General features: G+C 64.9%; 18 protein-coding genes. 7 read left to right on the top strand and 11 right to left on the bottom strand.

Annotated features, from left to right (window positions below; translation table 11 throughout):
* Position 1 precedes the first annotated feature (1 nt).
* The 3 genes from QRN59_RS13360 to QRN59_RS13350 form a co-directional block, all read right to left on the bottom strand.
* Complete coding sequence (locus QRN59_RS13360) at positions 2-373, bottom strand: YegP family protein (protein ID WP_284982988.1); 372 nt, start codon at positions 371-373, stop codon at positions 2-4.
* Between the two features lie 197 nt (positions 374-570).
* Entirely contained in the window at positions 571-1,434 is an 864-nt protein-coding gene (locus tag QRN59_RS13355) for an HNH endonuclease (protein ID WP_284982987.1), read from the bottom strand.
* 28 nt (positions 1,435-1,462) lie between these two features.
* Positions 1,463-1,927: a GatB/YqeY domain-containing protein gene (locus QRN59_RS13350; protein WP_284982986.1), complete on the bottom strand. Its 465-nt coding sequence runs from the start codon at positions 1,925-1,927 to the stop codon at positions 1,463-1,465.
* 170 nt (positions 1,928-2,097) lie between these two features.
* Here QRN59_RS13350 and QRN59_RS13345 point away from each other — a divergent pair, with 170 nt between their 5' ends.
* Positions 2,098-4,593, top strand: a complete 2,496-nt coding sequence (locus QRN59_RS13345; protein ID WP_284982985.1) for an ATP-dependent Clp protease ATP-binding subunit — start codon at positions 2,098-2,100, stop codon at positions 4,591-4,593.
* Positions 4,594-4,648: 55 nt separating this feature from the next.
* Here QRN59_RS13345 and QRN59_RS13340 read toward each other — a convergent pair whose 3' ends face one another.
* The 4 genes from QRN59_RS13340 to QRN59_RS13325 form a co-directional block, all read right to left on the bottom strand.
* A complete protein-coding gene (locus tag QRN59_RS13340; protein WP_284982984.1) occupies positions 4,649-5,524 on the bottom strand; it encodes an SDR family oxidoreductase in 876 nt (291 codons plus the stop codon).
* Positions 5,525-5,977: an SRPBCC family protein gene (locus QRN59_RS13335; RefSeq protein ID WP_284982983.1), complete on the bottom strand. Its 453-nt coding sequence runs from the start codon at positions 5,975-5,977 to the stop codon at positions 5,525-5,527. It abuts the gene before it with no gap.
* Positions 5,978-6,135: 158 nt separating this feature from the next.
* On the bottom strand, positions 6,136-8,250 hold the full coding sequence (locus QRN59_RS13330; RefSeq protein WP_284982982.1) for an ABC transporter permease subunit: 2,115 nt from the start codon (positions 8,248-8,250) through the stop codon (positions 6,136-6,138).
* A gap of 8 nt (positions 8,251-8,258) precedes the next feature.
* Positions 8,259-9,479, bottom strand: a complete 1,221-nt coding sequence (locus QRN59_RS13325) for a sugar ABC transporter substrate-binding protein (protein ID WP_284982981.1) — start codon at positions 9,477-9,479, stop codon at positions 8,259-8,261.
* 413 nt (positions 9,480-9,892) lie between these two features.
* Here QRN59_RS13325 and QRN59_RS13320 point away from each other — a divergent pair, with 413 nt between their 5' ends.
* Positions 9,893-10,255 carry an SPW repeat protein gene (locus tag QRN59_RS13320; protein WP_284982980.1) on the top strand — a complete coding sequence of 121 codons (363 nt, stop codon included), beginning with the start codon at positions 9,893-9,895 and terminating at the stop codon, positions 10,253-10,255.
* 125 nt (positions 10,256-10,380) lie between these two features.
* On the opposite strand, the gene QRN59_RS13315 is transcribed toward QRN59_RS13320, so the two are convergent.
* The 3 genes from QRN59_RS13315 to QRN59_RS13305 all read right to left on the bottom strand — a co-directional run bounded on the left by QRN59_RS13315 (position 10,381) and on the right by QRN59_RS13305 (position 13,058).
* On the bottom strand, positions 10,381-11,379 hold the full coding sequence (locus tag QRN59_RS13315; protein ID WP_284982979.1) for a zinc-dependent alcohol dehydrogenase family protein: 999 nt from the start codon (positions 11,377-11,379) through the stop codon (positions 10,381-10,383).
* Positions 11,380-11,394: 15 nt separating this feature from the next.
* The gene (locus QRN59_RS13310) at positions 11,395-11,889 is read right to left on the bottom strand and encodes a trehalase-like domain-containing protein (RefSeq protein WP_284982978.1); all 495 of its coding nucleotides are present in this window, start codon (positions 11,887-11,889) and stop codon (positions 11,395-11,397) included.
* 113 nt (positions 11,890-12,002) lie between these two features.
* Positions 12,003-13,058 (bottom strand): zinc-dependent alcohol dehydrogenase family protein, encoded by a 1,056-nt coding sequence (locus QRN59_RS13305; RefSeq protein ID WP_284982977.1) that lies wholly within the window; start codon positions 13,056-13,058, stop codon positions 12,003-12,005.
* Positions 13,059-13,198: 140 nt separating this feature from the next.
* Between QRN59_RS13305 and QRN59_RS13300 the strand changes: the two genes are divergently transcribed.
* From QRN59_RS13300 to QRN59_RS13280, 5 genes are all read left to right on the top strand, one after another.
* Positions 13,199-14,209 (top strand): LacI family DNA-binding transcriptional regulator, encoded by a 1,011-nt coding sequence (locus QRN59_RS13300; RefSeq protein ID WP_284982976.1) that lies wholly within the window; start codon positions 13,199-13,201, stop codon positions 14,207-14,209.
* 133 nt (positions 14,210-14,342) lie between these two features.
* Positions 14,343-16,067, top strand: a complete 1,725-nt coding sequence (gene araB / locus QRN59_RS13295; protein ID WP_284982975.1) for a ribulokinase — start codon at positions 14,343-14,345, stop codon at positions 16,065-16,067.
* Positions 16,064-16,771: an L-ribulose-5-phosphate 4-epimerase gene (locus tag QRN59_RS13290; protein ID WP_284982974.1), complete on the top strand. Its 708-nt coding sequence runs from the start codon at positions 16,064-16,066 to the stop codon at positions 16,769-16,771. Before araB ends, QRN59_RS13290 begins: the two co-directional genes overlap by 4 nt.
* A 31-nt stretch (positions 16,772-16,802) precedes the next feature.
* Complete coding sequence (gene araA, locus QRN59_RS13285; RefSeq protein WP_284982973.1) at positions 16,803-18,341, top strand: L-arabinose isomerase; 1,539 nt, start codon at positions 16,803-16,805, stop codon at positions 18,339-18,341.
* Positions 18,338-19,237 carry an aldose 1-epimerase family protein gene (locus tag QRN59_RS13280; RefSeq protein WP_284982972.1) on the top strand — a complete coding sequence of 300 codons (900 nt, stop codon included), beginning with the start codon at positions 18,338-18,340 and terminating at the stop codon, positions 19,235-19,237. The genes araA and QRN59_RS13280 overlap by 4 nt, the downstream gene beginning before the upstream one ends.
* Positions 19,238-19,773: 536 nt before the next feature.
* Here the strand turns inward: QRN59_RS13280 and QRN59_RS13275 are convergent.
* Positions 19,774-19,968: a hypothetical protein gene (locus QRN59_RS13275; protein ID WP_284982971.1), complete on the bottom strand. Its 195-nt coding sequence runs from the start codon at positions 19,966-19,968 to the stop codon at positions 19,774-19,776.
* Positions 19,969-20,065: the final 97 nt, after the last annotated feature.

Raw genomic sequence — 20,065 nt, 5'->3', positions numbered from 1 at the left:
TCTACGCCTCGACCAACCCTGCGCAGGATGCGTCAACCAAGGCGGGCGTGTGCCAGGGGCGGCCGGTTCGATCTCTTTGGGGGAGCGGATTATGGTGTCGCGGCGGGACGGGAAGCGGCGGCATCGCGGAAGGCCCGGTTTGCCGTACAGCGGGAACCGGAGGCGTGGGTGACGGCCCGCGGTGCGGGACTTCCGGGCAGAGATCGGTGATCAGGCCCATTCCTGCATATTCTCGGACGTCACTGATGCCGCACACCGCGGCGGGCTTGTCCGGAAAGGACCTGGAGACGGCTACCACGGTTCCGTCCGGCGCTTTGAGCCTGAATCTGAAGCTCGTGTCCTCGTCGATGAACAGTTCAAACATCCCGGTCATGCGTATCCTCCTGAACAGCGGGCGGCGCGTGACGCCCGGTAGGTCTCGCCGGGTCCGGGGCGCGGCGTTGCGCCCCGGCGGTTTCAGCCGGCAATTGGATCATCTGACTCACAGTGTGTGGTGCTCGCCACACGGTGTAGTTAACTAAAATACGGGGAAGAACCTTGGCTGGCTAGTGCATCAGGACGGCCCTTTGGTCAGCGCTGCTCAAGGATCCGGTGTGCGGCGTCCTGGGCTGCCAGTGCTCTGTCATCGACGATTTGGCCGGGCAAGTGTCCGGAGGTGGCGAGTGCACGCCGCAATTCCGCCACGGTGCGAGGGGTGCCCACGCCCCGGTGTGCCATAGCGTGGCAGTTGGCACACAACGGCACGAGGTCCGTTATGGGATCCAGCTTGTAGTCGCTGCGAAGCTGTGAAACGGGAACCATGTGGTGGACGTGGATGAAGTCTTTGCCGATGTCCCCGTAGCTTACTTCGAAGGAGAAAGTGCACACAGCACAAGACGTCCCGTGGAAAGCCAGGCAAATCCGGCGGGCTTCAGGGTCGCGCTCGTAGCGGTTCGTTTCAATCCGGCTGACGGCTCCTTCCGGGTAGGTTCCTGGAACGGTCTGGCACGGCTCGGAGGCTCCTGGTCCATGCTCCCGCCACACGCGCTGAAGGCCGGATTCTGAGTCTGGCGGAATGAACCGTCCCGAACCGCGGAGGGTATTCCAGGCCACGTCCGGCACTTCGCTCGAGAGGACACTCGACGGGATCTGGCTACCGAGGGGGAGCAAGGCATCGAAGGCCACGCTCACGTACCGCGCAATACTCTTCGGCTCGGTGCGTTGAGGCGCTTCATACGCTTCGGACATGACGACGCCATGGCCGATCAGCCCGCGCCCGTGAGGGCCTGCGCTTTGCAGGAGAAGCCATGCTTGGTTGCCGGGCTGGATCTTCCGGTGTTGGCCGACGTTCCACCGCTCCAGGAATTGACCAGTTTCGGCGACCTGCGCGATCACAGCCTCGTAGTTCCAGTCGTTCCAAAGCCGTGGATTCCATCCCAGGATGATGGCTGCCATGGCTGCTCCTCCCTGCGTGCCGGTGAATCTATGCGAGCCGGGTCCGGACGATTTCGCTGACGGCCTTGCCGTCGAAGCGGCCAGCGACCTTTGCTGTGACGGGCTTCATCACAGCGCCCATCTGCCTGATCGTGAGTTCCTGGCCGGTGGCCTTCAACGCGGCGATTGCCTCGTCGACGATGTCCTCGACTTCGGCGGGGGTCAGCATTTCGGGCAGGTACGCCTCGATGACTTCTGCTTCGGCGATTTCCGCCGCAGCGCGCTCGGCCTCGCCGGCTTCCGTGTAAATGCGGGCCGTGTCCCTGCGCTTGGCGGCTTCCTTCTGCAGCAGGGCCGTCACTTGGGTGTCGTCCAGCTCGATGGGTGTCTTGCCGGACTTCTCACGCGTCTCTATTTCGCCAAGGACGTTGCGGACCGTCGTGAGCGCGGTCTTGTTGCGGTCCTTCATGTGGACTACGACGTCGGCATGCAGGCGTTGCTTCAGGGTGCTCATGGTAATTCCCTCTACTTGGTGGTTGTTTCATTCTTCACGGTCTGGACCGTCTGTGAAGAAGAGCCTTGCAGCCGGCCGGCCCGGTATCTAAAATTCTGCCTCCGGTGACCCCCCAATAAGGCCCGTGGCGACGTAGCATCAAGGTAGGCGGCTGCCAGGAGTGTGGCGAAATGTTTGAGAGATTTACGGACCGTGCCCGTCGCGTTGTTGTGCTTGCCCAAGAAGAGGCACGCATGCTCAACCATAACTACATCGGTACCGAACACATTCTCTTGGGTCTGATCCAGGAGGGTGAGGGGGTGGCCGCCAAGGCGCTGGAGTCAATGGGCATTTCGCTCGACGGCGTCCGAGAACAGGTGCAGGAGATCATCGGCCAGGGCCGGCAAGCCCCGTCCGGCCACATCCCTTTCACCCCGCGCGCCAAGAAGGTCCTTGAGCTCGCCCTCCGGGAAGCCCTGCAGCTCGGCCACAACTACATCGGTACCGAGCACATCCTGCTCGGCCTCATCCGCGAGGGTGAAGGCGTTGCCGCGCAGGTCCTGGTCAAGCTTGGCGCTGACCTCGGCCGGGTCCGCCAGCAGGTCATCCATTTGCTCTCCGGGTATGAGGGCAAGGATCCCAGTGGAATGGTCGCCGGACCGAGCCAGGCCGAGGTTGCTCCGGCCGGTTCGGTGGTGCTGGACCAGTTCGGCCGCAACCTTACCCAGGCTGCGCGGGAAAACAAGCTTGATCCTGTGATCGGCCGCGAGCTGGAGATGGAACGCGTCATGCAGGTCCTCTCCCGCCGGACCAAGAACAACCCCGTGCTGATCGGCGAGCCGGGCGTCGGCAAGACCGCCGTCGTCGAGGGCCTCGCCCAGGCGATTGTCCGGGGCAACGTGCCGGAGAGCCTGAAGGACAAGCAGCTCTACACGCTCGATTTGGGCTCCGTGGTGGCCGGTTCCCGTTACCGTGGCGATTTTGAAGAGCGCCTGAAGAAGGTCCTGAAGGAAATCCGGACCCGCGGCGATATCATCCTCTTCATCGACGAGATCCACACGCTCGTGGGTGCCGGCGCTGCAGAGGGTGCCATCGATGCGGCGTCCATCCTGAAGCCGTTGCTGGCGCGTGGTGAACTCCAGACCATTGGGGCCACCACCCTGGATGAGTACCGCAAGCACATTGAGAAGGACGCCGCGTTGGAGCGCCGTTTCCAGCCGATCCAAGTCCAGGAACCCTCGGTGGCCCACACCGTTGAGATCCTCAAGGGCCTGCGTGACCGTTACGAGGCGCACCACAGGGTGACCATCACCGACGGCGCCCTTGCCTCTGCTGCAACGCTGGCCGAACGTTACGTTTCGGACCGCTTCCTGCCGGACAAGGCGATCGACCTGATCGACGAAGCAGGTGCACGGCTTCGCATCCGCCGCATGACCCGTCCGCCGGAGCTGAAAGCGATGGATGCACGCATCGCCGAAGTGAAGATGGAGAAGGAATCCGCCATCGACGCCCAGGACTTCGAGGGCGCCGCGTCGCTGCGCATGAAGGAGCAGAAACTTGTCGCCGAGCGCAGGGAAAGGGAGCTCAAATGGAAATCCGGCGGCACGGACGGCAACTCCGAGGTAGACGAGGAGCTGATTGCCGAAGTTCTCGCGAATTCCACCGGCATCCCGGTCTTCAAACTCACCGAGGAAGAATCCAGCCGCCTGCTCAAGATGGAGGAGGAACTGCACAAGCGCGTTATCGGGCAGAATGAGGCGATCAATTCAGTGTCGCGTGCAATCCGCCGCACACGCGCAGGCCTGAAGGACCCCAAGCGTCCGGGTGGTTCGTTCATCTTCGCCGGTCCCACGGGTGTCGGCAAAACCGAGCTCGCCAAGGCCCTGGCGGAATTCCTCTTTGCCGATGAGGATGCCCTCATCACGCTGGACATGTCCGAGTACTCCGAGAAGCACACGGTGTCGCGTCTCTTCGGTGCCCCCCCGGGCTACGTCGGCTACGACGAGGGTGGTCAGTTGACCGAGAAGGTCCGCCGTCGTCCGTTCTCCGTGGTGCTCTTCGACGAAGTGGAGAAGGCCCACGCCGATCTCTTCAACTCTCTCCTGCAGATCATGGAAGACGGCCGCTTGACGGATAGCCATGGCCGGGTGGTGGACTTCAAGAACACGGTGATCATCATGACTACCAACCTGGGTACCCGCGACATCTCCAAGAGCGTCGCAACGGGCTTCCAGTCCGGCACGGACACCACCACCGGTTACAACCGGATGCGGGCACGGGTCACCGAAGAGCTCAAGCAGCAATTCCGTCCCGAGTTCCTCAACCGCGTTGACGACGTTATTGTCTTCCCGCAACTGACGCAGGACGAGATCATCGAGATAGTGGACCTGATGATCCGCCGCTTGGAACAGCATCTGGCGGATAAGGACATGGGCATCGAGCTTACGGACGCAGCCAAGGTCCTGTTGGCCACCCGCGGCTACAACCCGGCCATGGGCGCCCGGCCGTTGCGCCGCACCATCCAGCGCGAGATCGAGGACCAGCTCTCCGAGAAGATCCTCTTCGGCGAACTGCACCCGGGTGACATCGTGGTGGTCGATGTGGACGGCGAAGGCGACGACGCCAAGTTCACCTTCGCAGGCAACGCCAAGCCGCGCATCCCCGACGCGCTGCCCGCCGTGAGCTGACGCGGGTTAAACCCGGGTTAGCAGGCGGCCCCATCCGGTCGCCGTCGGGCCCGGCTTAGTCAAGCTTGTGCCCGAGGCTGGTGAGCAGGCGCGCGACCGCGTCCTCCGCGGTTGGCGGCGGGCCGAAGACCGCGCGTTGTCGTGACGTATTGGCGACGTAGCGGCCGGTGCCGAACCAGTCGATCATCGCCCCGAGGTCCTTCGCCAGCGGGTTGACCGGGCTGATCGGGCTGAGGACGAGCTGGATCTGTCGGCCGAGCATCTGGGCGGAGATATCGGCGATGTCCTGCATGCTTACCGGCCGGTCCCAACCGATGTCGATACGCTGCCCCTCTACTCCGCTGGCGTCGACCGCTGCCGCAAGGTACCCAGCCAGGTCACTGGCAAGCACGTACGTCAGGGGAACGGTCGGAGACCCGAACGATGTGAGCCGCCCCTCGCTGAAAGGGTCGCCGAATCGAGTGATCTGCTCAAGGAAGGCGCCCGGACGCAGCGCCACGAATGGGACCCCGAGTTCTTCCAGGCGATCCTCGGTGAGTTTCTTGTGCCAGAAGTGCGGAACATCCGGTGTTTGATCGCAAGTGAGGATACTGGTGAGGACGAACCTGCGAATACCGGCGCGGCTGGCCGCATCGACGAGGTTGGTGTTGCCCACCGTGTCGATGACGGGGCTGTCGCCCTCCCGGTGGCGGGTGTATCCCGCGGCCGAGGTGATCACAGCATCCGCACCGTCCATGGCGCCCACAAGCGACCCAGGGTCCATCATGTCGCCACGGGCGATCGTGGCCCCTAACTCTTCGAGGCGGCTCGCATCCGAACCGGGGCGCACCAAGGCGCGGACTTGCTTTCCCGCCGCTAGCAGCCTGGACACCACCTGGCTGCCCAGCATCCCGGTGCCACCGACTACAAGCACTGGTCCTGAATCCGTCATTTACTCCTCCACCTCGCCGCGCCACCCTCCGGTTTCGTTTCCGCGCGACTCTATGAACTCCTTGAATTTCTTCAGGTCAGCCTTCACCTGCATCTCGTCAATTTGGAGTGCGGCTCCGGCCTTCTCCATGACGGTTTCCGGCGCCCATTCGAAATGGACCTTCACGTGCGTGTGGTTGGCGTCTAGCGGCGAAAACCTGATGATGCCAGCGTGCGACTTGCCGTCAATACTGCGCCAAGCAATCCGGTCGTCGGGTTCCTGGTCGACTATTTCCGTATCGAATGCCAGTTCCACACCCCCTACCTTGGTGACCCAATGGTTGGTCGTGTCGCTCAACTGGGTTACGGATTCCACCCCGGACATGAATCGGGGAAACGACTCAAACTGCGTCCACTGGTTGTAAGCCGTACGGACGGGGACGGCCACGTCAATCGTTTCTTCAACCTTTCGCATCTCTCCTCCTCGCTCGGACTTGCGTGGGCTGGCCGCAGGGACTGTTCCTGGGACCGTCCCTCCGGGAAGCCAGCCACTCTTGAACGTTAAGCCTGCTGATTATCCAAGTCCAGACCGGCCAGGTAGCTGCCTCCGTGCGAGGCCATTCAACAAGCCGCTTACGTCCTAGACCGACCGCGGCGTGCGACGGCGTCGATCGTTACCGCCGCGACGAGAACCAGCGCCGTGACGACGTACTTGGCCGGAGCGCTGTAGCCCTGCAGGCCCATGCCGTTATCGATCGTGGCGATCACCAGACCGCCCAGGACCCCGTGCAGCACCTTCCCGCGGCCGCCGAACAGGCTTGTCCCGCCGATTACCGCGGCCGCCACGGCATAAAGCACCAGCGTGCCGCCGTCGTACGACGTCGAGACGGAACGGAGCCGTGACGCGTACACAATTCCGCCGATTCCCGCGGTGAAGGAAGCGAGCATGAAGGCGAGGGTGCGAATGCGCGCAAGGTTCACGCCTCCCCGCCGTGCGGCCTCGGCATTGCCGCCAATAGCGTAGACGTAGCGGCCGAACCGGGTACGCCCGAGCAGCAACGTCCAAGCGGCGAGTACTCCGAGCACGACGAGAAGCACCCACGGCACGCCGCTGATTTCGACCAGGGTCCCGCGGTCCGTATTGCAGAGCCAAACGATGGCGACACCCGCGGCGAGCACCGCCGCGATCTTCAGGGCGCTCACGCTGGCGGGCGGCGCGACGAGTCCGGTGTTGCGCCGGCGGGCGTCCCGCAGCCAGGTCCACGTGCTGAACGCTCCGACGACGACGAGCATCAGGATCCAGCTGGTGACCGGGCTGAGGTTGCCGCTCGCGATGTTGTTGATGACGTTGTCGTTGATGGGCACGACGCCGCCGCTCCCGAGGATGATGAGCATCACGCCAAGCCAGCCGAGCTGGCCACCAAGGGTCACGACGAACGACGGCAGGCCGAGGCGGGTGATGATCGTGCCATGAAGCAGCCCGATCCCGGCGCAGCTAAGCAGGCCGACGGCGATCGCCGCCCACCACGGCCAGCCGGTCGTCTCCTGGACGAGTTCAGCCATGATGACGCCGCCCACCCCGCCGACGTACCCGATGGACAAATCGATTTCGCCGAGCAGGAGCACGAAGACCTGGCCCATCGCCAGCAGCATGAAGACCGAACCTTGGATGAGCAGGTTGACCATGTTGCCGGGCGTCAGGAAGTTCGGGTTCAGCGATTGGAACAGCACAGAGATCAGCAACAGGCCCGCGAGAACCGGCAGCACTCCGCTCTCGCCGCCCCGGACCCGCGCCAGCGCCGCACGGAAGTATTCGGGCAGCGACGTCGCGGTGATGTCGGGGTTCAACGCCAGTGCGGCCTTCCGCTCAGCGGCTGCCGTGGTCGGCTCGTCCTGGAGGGCAGCTGCTGTGGAGGGGAGCGGCCCTTTGACGGAAGGCGGGCGGTTCGACGGCGGCGACGGCGCGAGTTCCGGCCTTGCCCGATCGGAGAACCCCGTGGTCATCAGGTCGACGACGATCTGCCGGTCCATCTCCGTGACGGGCCGGACGGCCACAAGCTGCCCGAGCCTGAGCACGGCGATGCGGTCTGCAACCTCGAACACGTCATTCATGTTGTGCGAGATGACGATAACTGCGACGCCACGATCTGCGAGCTGGCGAATCAGGTGAAGGACAACCTCGGTCTGTGCGACGCCGAGGGCTGCCGTCGGTTCGTCCATAATGACGAGCTTGGAGTTCCATAGCACCGACTTCGCGATCGACACGGACTGGCGTTGCCCGCCGGACAGCGATGCGACGGGTTGCCGGATGGAACGCACGGTGGTCACGGCCAGGCTGGCGAGCGTCTCCCGGGCCGTGATCTCCATGCTCTCTTCATCGAGGAGAAAACGGCGCAGGCGTTCGCGGCCCAGGAACAGGTTCTGCACGATGTCGAGATTGTCGCACAAGGCCAGGTCCTGGTACACGGTCTCGATGCCGAGCGCAGCGGCTTCGTGCGGTGAGTTCAACCGTACTGGCTTGTTTTCCCAAAACAGCTGCCCGTCGTCGGGGGTGTGAATGCCGGCGACGCATTTGATCAATACCGACTTGCCCGCGCCGTTGTCGCCGGCAAGCGCAGTCACTTTGCCCGTCGGCACCTCAAGGTTGATGTCGACCAGTGCCTGCACCGGCCCGAAATTCTTATCGATGCCCTCCAGCCGAAGCAGGGGCCCGGCGTCGGCGGGGTCCGGGCCTAGCAACTCACTCATTGTTCGAACTACTGGATACCTGCCGCTGTGCACGCGTCCTTCACCTGCGAGATGCACAGCGAAGAACTCGTCACAGCACCGTCCTTGACCACCGTGTCCGCCATGTTCTTCGTGGTCACCCACAGCGGGGTCAGCAGGACCGATCCGACGTCGGACTTCGCGGTGTCGTCTGTGGTCTTGCCGTTGACGAGGGTTGACGGAACGGTCACCCCTGCCCGCAGGTAGAGTGCTGCTGCGGCGGCAGCCTGGGCTTCAAAGTAGATCGGTTTGTACACCGTTCCGCACTGGTACCCCTTCAGGATGTTCTGCAGGCCGGACAAGGACGCGTCCTGCCCGGTCGTCGGGAAGGTCTTGGCGGGAATCTGCTTGCTCTGCAGGTAGGCGATCACAGCGTTGGCGTTGTCGTCGTTAGGCGTGACCACCGCGTTGATGTTCGGGTGGGCGGTGTACTGCTGGGCGAACGTCGTCTGTGCCACCGACGGTGTCCAGGTGCCCGCTGGCTCTCCTACGTTGACGTAGTCGCCATTGTCGAAGTGCGGCTTGAGTACCCCGTTATAACCCTCGGCGAAAAGCTTGGCGTTGTTGTCGGTCGGATCGCCATCCATGACAAGGATGTTTGGTTTGGTGACCTTCCAGTCTGCGATGCACGTGATCTCGCCCTGGCCGATCAGCTGACCAACCTTAACGTTGTCGAAGCTGACGTAGGTGCGATCCTTTGCCCCGCCTTTGACGAGCCGGTCATAGTCGATCACCTTAACGCCGCGCGCGGTGGCGGCCGCCTCGATGGCCGCGCCCGAACCAGAGTCGAGCGCGTCGACGAGCAGCACGGATGCGCCTGCCGTGATGTCAGCCTCGGCCTGCGTCTGCATCGTGCTTGCGCTGCCCTGCGCATTGTCGATCTTGAACTTTGAGGAATCGAGTCCCGCGGCTTCGAATGCCTTCTTCAAATACGGGGCATCGAAGGTGACGTACCGCGCGGAGGTGGTGGTGTCCGGCAGCAGCACGCCCACCATGCCCTTGCCCTGTGAAGCGAGCGAGGTGAGCTGTTTCATAGCCGAGAAGTCGGCCGTGAACGCATCCGCAGAGATCTGCGGAACCGTTCCTCCGGAACTCGTGGCGCTCGGCGAGGACGATGTGCCCGTGCTCGAGCATGCGGCGAGTGCCGTGATAGCGAGGGTTGCAATGAAGGCGGTTCCGGCGCCTCGTGCCGGGACCTTCATGTTTAACATTTCTTTCCTTCTGTTGGTTTCGACTGCAGGCGACCTGGCGGGGTCGGGCCGGAACCTGGGCGTTGGCGCCGGAGTCAGGTCCACGCCGGAGGCCACGGCGGTTCTCACCAACGGACGTCGTTAAGTCAGCACCGAGCTGACTGGCGACTTTACGACCAGCGACTCGATATCACGGGGTCCTTTCTGGACGGACAGGCCGGCGACGCCGGGCATGTTCGTCGATGTTGCTCTATGACTACGTTCTAGACCGGAAGTCCGCTCTTAGCAAGGCTTCGTGCGCGACACGATTCGACGACGGCGGACCAACGCCACACGCGTTCGTCGGGAAGTAGCTGTGTGCGGATTTTGTTACATCAGTACCGGAGTACATGTCGATACCCCGGGATGCAGTCCACATCACAGAGGTGGGTTCAATGAAGAAATGGACGCGATGGCAGGATTGGGTCACGGTTGTCGCCGGTCTCTATGCTGCCCTGTCGGTCATCTGGAGCATGGCGGCGGGCTCGTCGGCTGCCCTGATGGTCGTTTTCGGCGCTTTGCTGATCGTTAGCGGTGTCATCAATCTGGCGATGCCCGGAACGCCGGTCATGGAGTGGGTGCAGGCAGCCTTCGGTGCCTTGCTGTTCCTTTCTCCGTGGCTAGGCTCCTACTCCATGCAAGCCGGGGCGGCCTGGACATCCTGGATCACCGGCCTGGTGGCGCTCGTCGTCACCGCGATGGCGATCAAGCCCAGCACCGAGGAACACCGGCATCACATGGTCAGCCCTTCGCACTGAAGTGCTGAACGCTGACGTGTTCAAACGCTGAACAGCGGAAATAGCGACCGGCGGGCCGTCATCGGACCCGCCGATCGCCGTCTGTTGCTGCGGTACCCCGTCGGCCGCCTGCGCAGACAGACAGTTCAGACTTTCAGGACAGCAACGCCGGTGATGCGGTCGCCAGCCAAGTCTCGTAACGCCCGATCGGCTTCCACTAACGGATACGCCGTCGTGGTGGGAGCCAGCGGAATTTCCGCGGCCAGGGACCAGAACTCTTCGCCGTCTGCACGGGTATTGGCGGTAACACTCCGGAGCTGCCGCTCATGGAAGAGATCGGCGGCGTAGTTCAAGGGCGGTATGTCGCTGAGGTGGATGCCTGCAATGGCGAGGGTCCCGCCCCGGTCCAGCGCCTTGAGTGCCACAGGAACAAGGTCGCCCACGGGAGCAAAAAGTATCGCCGAGTCGAGCGGGTCCGGCGGAGAATCGTAGGCGTCGCCCACGAACACCGCGCCCAGTTCACGGGCCAGTTCACGGGCCGGCTCCGAACGGGTCATCACGTAGACCTTTGCCCCTTGGTGGCGCGCCATCTGCGCCGTGAGATGGGCAGATCCTCCGAAACCATAGATGCCCAGCCGGCCACCTGGCGGAAGCTCGGCCCGTTTGAGCGCCCGGTACCCGATGATGCCTGAACACAATAGAGGCGCCGCCTGCTCGTCCGAAAATTGCTGCGGGATTGCATAAGCGAAAGCCTCGGACACCGTGAGTTGTTCGGCATATCCGCCGTCCCTGTCCCATCCGGTGAATGCAGGGGAGAGGCAGAGGTTCTCGTCGCCACGGCGGCAATACGCGCAGCTCCCGCAGGTTCCCCCTAGCCAGGCAACTCCGACCCTGTCACCGCGCCGGAACCTCACACACCCTTCGCCGGTTTCGCTGACTATTCCCACCGCTTCGTGGCCGGGTACTACGTTCGGCTTCCGAGGGGCGAGATCGCCTTCGGCCAAATGCAGATCCGTGCGGCAGACACCACACGTTCGGACACTGACGAGGAGCTCCCGCGGCCCCGGTTGCGGATCGGGCCGCTCGCCCCAAACAAGTGGCTGTGACTGAATCGGGCCTGGTTCCCGGACCCACCATGCACGCATCGGGTTGCCTCGCTGCTAGAGCTGGTTCTGAGCGGTGGGGGCGGCGTTCGCGGCCCGCCGCTCGGGGTCCCAGTTCCGCGACGTCCCTGGCCATTCTGGCAGCGACGAGGTAGCGGCCGCGAGGATGGCCCCCGTTTCTGAGTGATCCCACATTTTCAGCGTCAGGGCCGACCGCTTCATCAACTCCGCTTGGGAGCCTTCGCAATCCAGGCTTGATGCCCGCCGGCGCCAGGCATACACGGTCTGGTCAATGAGCTTCTTGCTCTCCGGGTGCTGATGGAGCCTGAACCGTCCCGACCAGTGCAGGACCATGGTCAGCGTTTCTCCCGCGCGAAGCGTCAATTCGGCGGATAGGCCACGGCCGTCGAATTCCGGCAGGCACAGCCAGGTAATTGCCCCGTCGCGCCCCACCAGAGCGCACGTGGACCCGTCGCCGACAAGTCCATGATCCTCGATGGGCAAATACCCATCGTGCTTAACCACCGGGCGCGCATCGGCACCAGTGATCATTTTGTTCACTCCTTGGGTTCAGGCCAGCCTTCCTATATGGATTCTCTCGCCGTTCCCCCGCCCGCGCCACAGTCCACGCATCCCGCAGGAATCTGCGGTTTCAGCGCATGCCCTTAGGGGGTGAGCAGGACCTTGATGGAGCGCCGTTCGTCCATGGCGCGGTAGGCCTCGGGCGCTTCCTCGAGCGCCATTACGGTGTCGAAGACCCGGCCTGGGTTGATCTTTCCGTCAAGCACGTCCGCGAGCAGTTCCGGGATGTACGTGCGAGCCGGAGCCATTCCGCCGGCAATCGAAATGTTCGTGTCGAACAAGTAGCGCAGCGGGGCTTCGGCTCCGCCCGTCGGGACACCAACAAAGCCGAGGGCGCCGCCCGGGCGGACGCTGTGGAGTGCCTGATCCATGGATTCCTTGGTCCCGACGCACTCCAGCACGGAGTCGGCCAAAACGCCGCCAAGCAACTCGCGGACCTTGGCTACGCCGTCGTCGCCACGCTCGGCGACGATGTCCGTGGCCCCGAACTCAAGGGCAATCGCCTGGCGATCGGCATGCCGGGACATCGCGATGATTCGTTCGGCTCCGAGCCGCTTCGCTGCGAGTACGCCGCACAGACCTACTGCGCCGTCGCCGACGACGACGACGGTCCTGCCAGGGCCGACCTTGGCCGCGAGGGCGGCGTGGTGGCCGGTCGCCATCACGTCTGAGAGCGTCAGCAAGCTCGCGCGGAGGGCGTCGTCAGGTTCCGTGACGCCGGGAACCTTGACGAGGGTGGACTCGGCGAGTGGTACCCGAATGGCCTGGCCCTGGCCGCCGTCGATTGCGTGCCCGCTGTCATCTTTGCCGCCCCAACCTGCCAAATGATCGCAGGCAACCGTGACGCCGTTCAAGCATTGCGGGCAGGCACCGCAGCTGACCAGGAAGGGAGCGATGACGAAATCGCCGACCGCCAGGGCGGTGACGTCGTCTCCGATGCTTTCCACCGTGCCGATGAATTCATGCCCGATGGCCGAAGGCTGGTGAGTCGGCTTCACGCCACGGTACGGCCACAGGTCCGATCCGCAGACGCAGGAGGCGGTGACTTTGACAATGACGTCTGTGGGCAGCTGGACCGTGGGGTAGTTACGGTCTTCAACACGGATGTCGCCGGGGCCGTGGATGATGGTGGCGCGCATGGGGCTCCTCGAATGGTGGTTGTTGGGCTTGAATCGAGTCTATCCCCGCGGCGCCTGTGGTCTTGTACTGACCGGTAGCTCAGCCGGGTGGGGTGCGGCCTCGTTCGCCGCTTGACCTCCGCGTCGAGCAGAATAGCCCCATGACGAATACCAGCGGGCGGTTGCCACGGCTTGAGGATGTGGCGGAGCGGGCGGGTGTCTCGCACCAGACGGTGTCCCGGGTGATCAACGACCATCCGAACGTGAGCAAGGGCACGCGGGAGCGCGTCGAGGCGGCCATCGCCGAGCTGGGGTACCGGCGCAATACTGCTGCCCGGAGCCTGGTGACCCGCCGTTCCCAGACCATCGGGGTCCTGGCGAGCGAGCTGGCGCAGTACGGCCCGGCGAACACTTTGCTGGGCGTTGAACAGGCGGCCAGGGATGCCGGCTATTTCGTCAGCATCGCAGCTTTGAGGACGGTCAGCCGGGAGGCGATTCTTGATGCGGTCCGGCATTTCCTGGATCAGTCCGTGGACGGGATCGTGGTGATCGTGCCGCATTCGGAAACCCTGCTGGCGCTGGCCGAAGTGAACCCCGGGGTTCCCGTGGTGGCCGTGGGATCGCTGGGCAACGCCACGGTGGGGGGTGCGATGGTGGACCAGAAGCGCGGCGCGGAACTGGCCGTGAGGCACCTGGTGGAGCAGGGACATCGGCGGATCGGGCACCTGGCGGGCCCGCAGGACTGGATCGACGGTGTGGCCCGGGCCGAGGGGTGGAGCGCGGCACTGCGGGTTGCGGGTCTTGAGGATGATTTGCTGGTGGTGGGGGACTGGAGTGCCGGCAGCGGCTATGACATCGGCAGGAAGCTCGCCGGCGAGAGGACTGCCACTGCGCTTTTTGTGGGCAATGACCAGATGGCCTTGGGTCTGTTGCGCGCCTTCAACGAGGCCGGCGTCCGCGTGCCCGGGGACGTGTCGGTGGTGGGTTTCGATGACCAGCCCGAATCGGGCTATTTCACGCCGCCGCTGACCACGGTGCGCCAGGATTTCGAGGAACTCGGGCGGCGCTGCATGGACCTCATGCTGGGCGGCATCGAGGACGGGAACAACGTCGGCACCACCGTGGTGGAGCCCGAGCTGGTGATCCGCCGAAGCACCTCCGCACCCGCCTGATCGGCTCTCGATTCATGTGGGCGGGCCGGTACTTGTCGCGGCCCTTGACGCACCCACCTTGACGCGCCATGTTGTTAGCGCTCACAATTGACTCAGTCCGCAAGGTTGCGGGCTGGTTATTGGAGGATTTTTCATGGGCGTCGCAGCGGACGGCAACGAACACTATGTCATCGGCGTGGACTACGGCACGCTTTCGGGCCGGGCCGTGGTGGTGCGGGTCAGGGACGGCAAGGAGCTGGGAAGCGGGGTGTTCGACTATCCGCACGCAGTCATCACGGAGGCCCTGCCGGCCGGTCTGGCGGATGTCCCTGATGGAACGGTTGTCCGGCTTCCGGGGGAATGGGCGCTGCAGGTGCCGGAGGACTACCGGGAGGTGCTGCGTCACGCGGTTCCCGCCGCGGTGCGCGACGCCGGGATCGATCCGGCCGCCGTCGTCGGGATCGCCACCGACTTCACGGCCTGCACCATGGTGCCGGTCACGGCAGACGGCACCCCGCTCAATGAACTTGCCGGTTTCGCCGACCGGCCGCACGCGTACGTCAAACTGTGGCGGCACCACGCGGCCCAGGGCCAGGCGGACCGCATCAACGCCCTGGCCGCAGCCCGGGGCGAGGCGTGGCTGCCACGCTACGGCGGGCTGATTTCCTCGGAATGGGAGTTCGCCAAGGGCCTGCAGCTGCTGGAGGAGGACCCGGACGCGTACGCCGCGATGGACCACTGGGTGGAGGCTGCGGACTGGATCGTCTGGCAGCTGTGCGGGAACTATGTGCGGAATGCGTGCACCGCGGGGTACAAGGGCATCTACCAGGACGGCGCCTACCCGTCCGAGGAGTTCCTCGCCGCCTTGAACCCGGACTTCAAGGACTTCGTCAGCACCAAACTGGCCCACTCGATTGGCCGTCTGGGCGACGCCGCCGGTTACCTGAGCGCCGAAGCCGCGGCCTTGACCGGCCTGCGGGAGGGCATCGCCGTCGCGGTCGGGAATGTGGACGCGCACGTCACCGCGCCTGCGGCGCGGGCCGTGGAGCCGGGACAGCTCGTTGCGATCATGGGCACCTCCACGTGCCACGTCATGAACGCCGAGGTCCTGGCCGAGGTGCCGGGCATGTGCGGTGTGGTCGACGGCGGGATCGTGGACGGGCTCTGGGGTTACGAGGCCGGCCAGTCCGGGGTCGGCGATATTTTCGGCTGGTTCACCCGGTACGGCGTCCCGCCCGAATACCACGCGGCTGCCGAGGCGGCCGGCCTGGGCATCCACGAATACCTCACCGAACTCGCCTCCACCCAGCAGATCGGCGAACACGGGCTCATCGCCCTGGACTGGCACTCGGGGAACCGCTCCGTGCTGGTGGACCACGAACTCTCCGGCGTGATCGTCGGCCAGACCCTCGCTACGAAACCCGAGGACATCTACCGGGCGCTCCTGGAGGCCACGGCCTTCGGCACCCGCACCATCGTGGATGCTTTCCGTGACTCCGGGGTCCCGGTGCAGGAATTCATCGTCGCCGGGGGACTGTTGAAGAACAAGCTGCTGATGCAGATCTACGCCGACATCACCGGCCTGCAGCTCTCCACGATCGGCTCCGCCCAGGGCCCGGCGCTGGGTTCTGCCATCCACGCCGCCGTCGCCGCGGGGGAATACCCGGACATCCGGGAGGCAGCGGCCGCCATGGGATCCGAACCCGGAGCCGTCTACACGCCGGTTCCGGAAAACGTCGCCGCCTACGAGGAACTGTTCCGCGAGTACCGGACCCTGCACGATTACTTCGGCAGGGGAGCGAACGAGGTCATGCACCGGCTCAAGAAAATCCAACGGAACGCCAGCAAAACGCTCCTTGCCGTTGGTGCATCCGCATGAGCGCCCTGCTGGAGACGATTGCCCGGATCCGGGCCGAAGTCTGCGCGCTGCACGCGGAACTGACACGCTACGAGCTCGTCGTGTGGACGGCAGGAAATGTCTCAGCCCGCGTCCCGGGGTACGACCTGATGGTGATCAAACCGTCGGGGGTTTCCTACGATGCGCTGGCTCCGGAGCTCATGGTGGTCACGGACCTGTATGGCACCCCGGTCAGGGGTACCAACACCGGGGCGGGCGGAACGGTCGAATGGACCAACCCGGAACTGTCGCCGTCGTCGGACACTGCCGCGCACGCGTACGTTTACCGGAACATGCCCGACGTCGGCGGCGTGGTCCACACGCACTCCACCTACGCGACGGCGTGGGCCGCGCGGGGGGAGCCGATCCCGTGCGTGCTGACCATGATGGGGGACGAATTCGGCGGCACGATTCCGGTGGGCCCGTTTGCGCTGATCGGGGACGATTCGATCGGCCGAGGGATCGTGGACACGCTCCGGGCCTCCCATTCGCCGGCGGTCCTGATGCAGAACCACGGCCCGTTCACCATCGGCAAGGATGCCCGCTCCGCGGTGAAGGCCGCCGTGATGTGCGAGGAGGTGGCCCGCACGGTCCACATCTCCCGGCAACTCGGCGAACCCCTGCCCATCGACGCCGCCCGGATCGAGTCCCTCTACGACCGTTACCAGAACGTCTACGGCCGCTAACCGGCGGCACCCACAACTTTCGGAGAACCCCATGCCCGTCGCCCACAACACCTCCATCGCCCACAACACCGCACTGGACCACTACGAAGTCTGGTTCCTGACCGGCAGCCAGCACCTCTACGGCGAGGACGTCCTCAAGCAGGTCGCCGCCCAGTCCCAGGAGATCGCGGCCGCCCTGAACGCGTCCTCCGCTGTGCCGGTCAAGCTGGTCTGGAAGCCGGTGCTGACGGATGCGGACGCGATCCGGCGCACCGCGCTGGAGGCGAACGCGGACGACGCCGTGATCGGCGTGACCGCCTGGATGCACACCTTCTCTCCGGCCAAGATGTGGATCCAGGGACTGGACCTGCTCCGCAAACCCCTCCTGCACCTGCACACCCAGGCGAACGTCGCCCTGCCCTGGGCGGACATCGACTTCGACTTCATGAACCTGAACCAGGCAGCCCACGGCGACCGCGAATTCGGGTACATCCAGTCGCGGCTCGGCGTGCCGCGCAAGACCGTCGTCGGGCATGTGACCAATCCGGAGGTCACGCGTCAGGTGGGTGCCTGGCAGCGCGCCGCGGCGGGCTGGGCCGCCGTACGCACCCTGAAACTGACCCGCTTCGGAGATAACATGCGCAACGTCGCCGTCACCGAAGGGGACAAGACCGAAGCCGAGCTGCGCTTCGGCGTCTCGGTCAACACCTGGTCCGTGAACGAACTCGGCGACGCCGTGCACGGCGCGCCGGAGTCCGACGTCGACTCCCTCGTCGCCGAGTACGAGCGCCTCTACGAGGTCGCACCCGAACTGCGCGCCGGCGGCGCCCGGCATGAGTCGCTGCGCTACAGCGCCCGCATCGAACTCGGTCTGCGCAGCTTCCTGGAGGCGAACGGCTCGGCCGCGTTCACGACGTCGTTCGAGGACCTGGGCGCGCTGCGCCAGCTTCCCGGGATGGCCGTGCAGCGGCTCATGGCCGACGGCTACGGTTTCGGCGCCGAGGGCGACTGGAAGACCGCGATCCTGGTCCGGGCCGCGAAGGTCATGGGCGCCGGGCTCCCCGGCGGCGCCTCGCTCATGGAGGACTACACCTACCACCTGACCCCGGGGCAGGAAAAAATCCTCGGCGCGCACATGCTCGAAGTCTGCCCCTCCCTGACCGCCACGAAGCCTCGCGTGGAGATCCACCCGCTGGGCATCGGCGGCAAGGAAGACCCCGTCCGCATGGTCTTCGACACCGACGCCGGCCCCGGAGTCGTCGTCGCACTCTCGGACATGCGCGACCGCTTCCGCCTCGTGGCCAACGCCGTCGACGTCGTCGACCTCCCCGAACCGCTGCCCAACCTCCCCGTCGCCCGGGCGCTCTGGTCGCCCAAGCCGGACTTCGCGACCTCCGCCGCCGCCTGGCTCACCGCAGGGGCCGCGCACCACACCGTCCTCTCCACCCAGGTGGGCATGGACGTGTTCGAAGACTTCGCCGAGATCGCCAGGACCGAACTGCTCACCATCGACGACGGGACCACCCTCAAGGCGTTCAAGAAGGAACTGGCCTGGAACGCCGCCTACTACAAACTCGCCGGCGGACTGTGAACGGCCAGGAATTCCGGCTGGCCGCCGGGGACTACACCGCCTCAATCGTCCAACGGGGCGGTGCCCTCCGGCAGCTCACCTTCCAGGGCCGGGACCTAGTGGTCCCCTTCGACGCCGCCGCACCCATCCCGGACTACCGGGGCATCATCGCCGCCCCCTGGCCCAACCGGATCGCCGACGGAAGCTACCGCCACGACGGCGCCGTCCGGCACCTTCCCCTCAACGAACCCGCAAGGCGGACCGCACTGCACGGACTCGTGTTCGACCAGCTCTGGACACTCCACGCCCGCAGCACCGATACCCTCAGCCTGGGCTGCGACCTTGGCGACAGCCCGGGCTACCCGTTCCGGCTCTCCCTGCGGCTGGACTACCGGCTGGACGCCGCCGGGCTCCACACCACCGTGACAGCAACCAACACCGGGGAGGGGAACGCGCCCTACGGGGTCTGCCCGCACCCCTACCTGCTGGCAGGACTCGCCCCACTGGACGAGTGGACCCTCGAACTCCCCGCCCAAACCTTCCTGGACGTCACCACGGACCGGCTGCTGCCCCTCGGAACCCGCCCCGTGGCGGGCCACGAATTCGACTTCCGCACACCGCGCACCATCGGTGCGACGGAAATCGACCACGCCTTCACGGACATCAAGTACGACGGCGGGACCGCCCGGATGGTGGTCCGGGACCCCTCCGGAACGGGCGTGGGCATGTCGTGGGACCGGAACTGCCCCTGGCTGCAAATCCACACCGCGGACAAGCCCGCACCCCTGCCCAACCGGCTCGGACTCGCCGTGGAACCCATGACCTGCCCGCCCGACGCCTTCAACAGCGGCCAGGACCTGGTCCGCCTGGAACCAGGCTCAGTCCACCAGGCACAGTGGAGCATCTTCACTACATGACCTCCTGACCCGACCGTTGACAAGGGCAACCGACGCCCTTAAATTTCTGTGTATTCAGGTAGGTTCCTTGTTTTGGATCACATTGTTAGCTGTAGCTATGGAAACGCAGCAGTTAAGCTGCCAAGGCGCAGGGGGCAACGATGACGAAAGTACCGCTGGATAATTTCCTCAATGAGTGCGTCTCCCGGAATTCCGGGGAGGACGGCCTCAGCTTCGAAGAACTGTACGGTCTGTACATCAGCTGGTGTGGACTTACAGCTTCGGAACCCGTGAGGGCCAGGACGTTTAGGGCCAGCCTTCGGGCGGCCGGCATCGCTCCCGGACACCGCGGAGACCTGTGCCAGGATCTGATGATGGTGGGCCCGGCCGCGCGCGACTATATTGTCCACAGCGCGCTTCCGCTCGTTGCGTTGGACGTACGAGCGGGTGGCTGGCCTCGCCTCAAGTCTTGGCCCGCTGAACGTCCGAAGGTGCCAATCACCAGGCGGGCACCAGGCGAAGACCGCGACTCGGCGCCGGCTGCCTAAGCGGTCTCTTTATTCGTGGAATTTGCTCCGAGCCTCGCGCTGTTGCCGCTCTAGCTTGGCTTCCGCCTCGGTCCGCCGCTGACCGATGATGCGCATCTGGTGAGTAGTCGGGTGTTCGTATTCCTCCGAGGGAATGCCTTTTTCCCTGTGAAGGTAAGGGCCGGTAGCCGGGGACGCGAGCTTTTGGTCGTCGGTTTCGCTCATATCAAAATCGTCCCACCGGGCGGCGGTCTCCAAAAGAGGTTCACTCCGCAGGGCTCCAAAGCGGCGCGACATCCCGGTCTTCGGACCGGGATGTCGC

This window comes from Arthrobacter sp. efr-133-TYG-118, from assembly GCF_030209755.1.
Lineage (GTDB): Bacteria > Actinomycetota > Actinomycetes > Actinomycetales > Micrococcaceae > Arthrobacter.
Note: the sequence above shows the minus strand (reverse complement) of the source record. Positions and strands in the feature narration are given on the sequence as shown.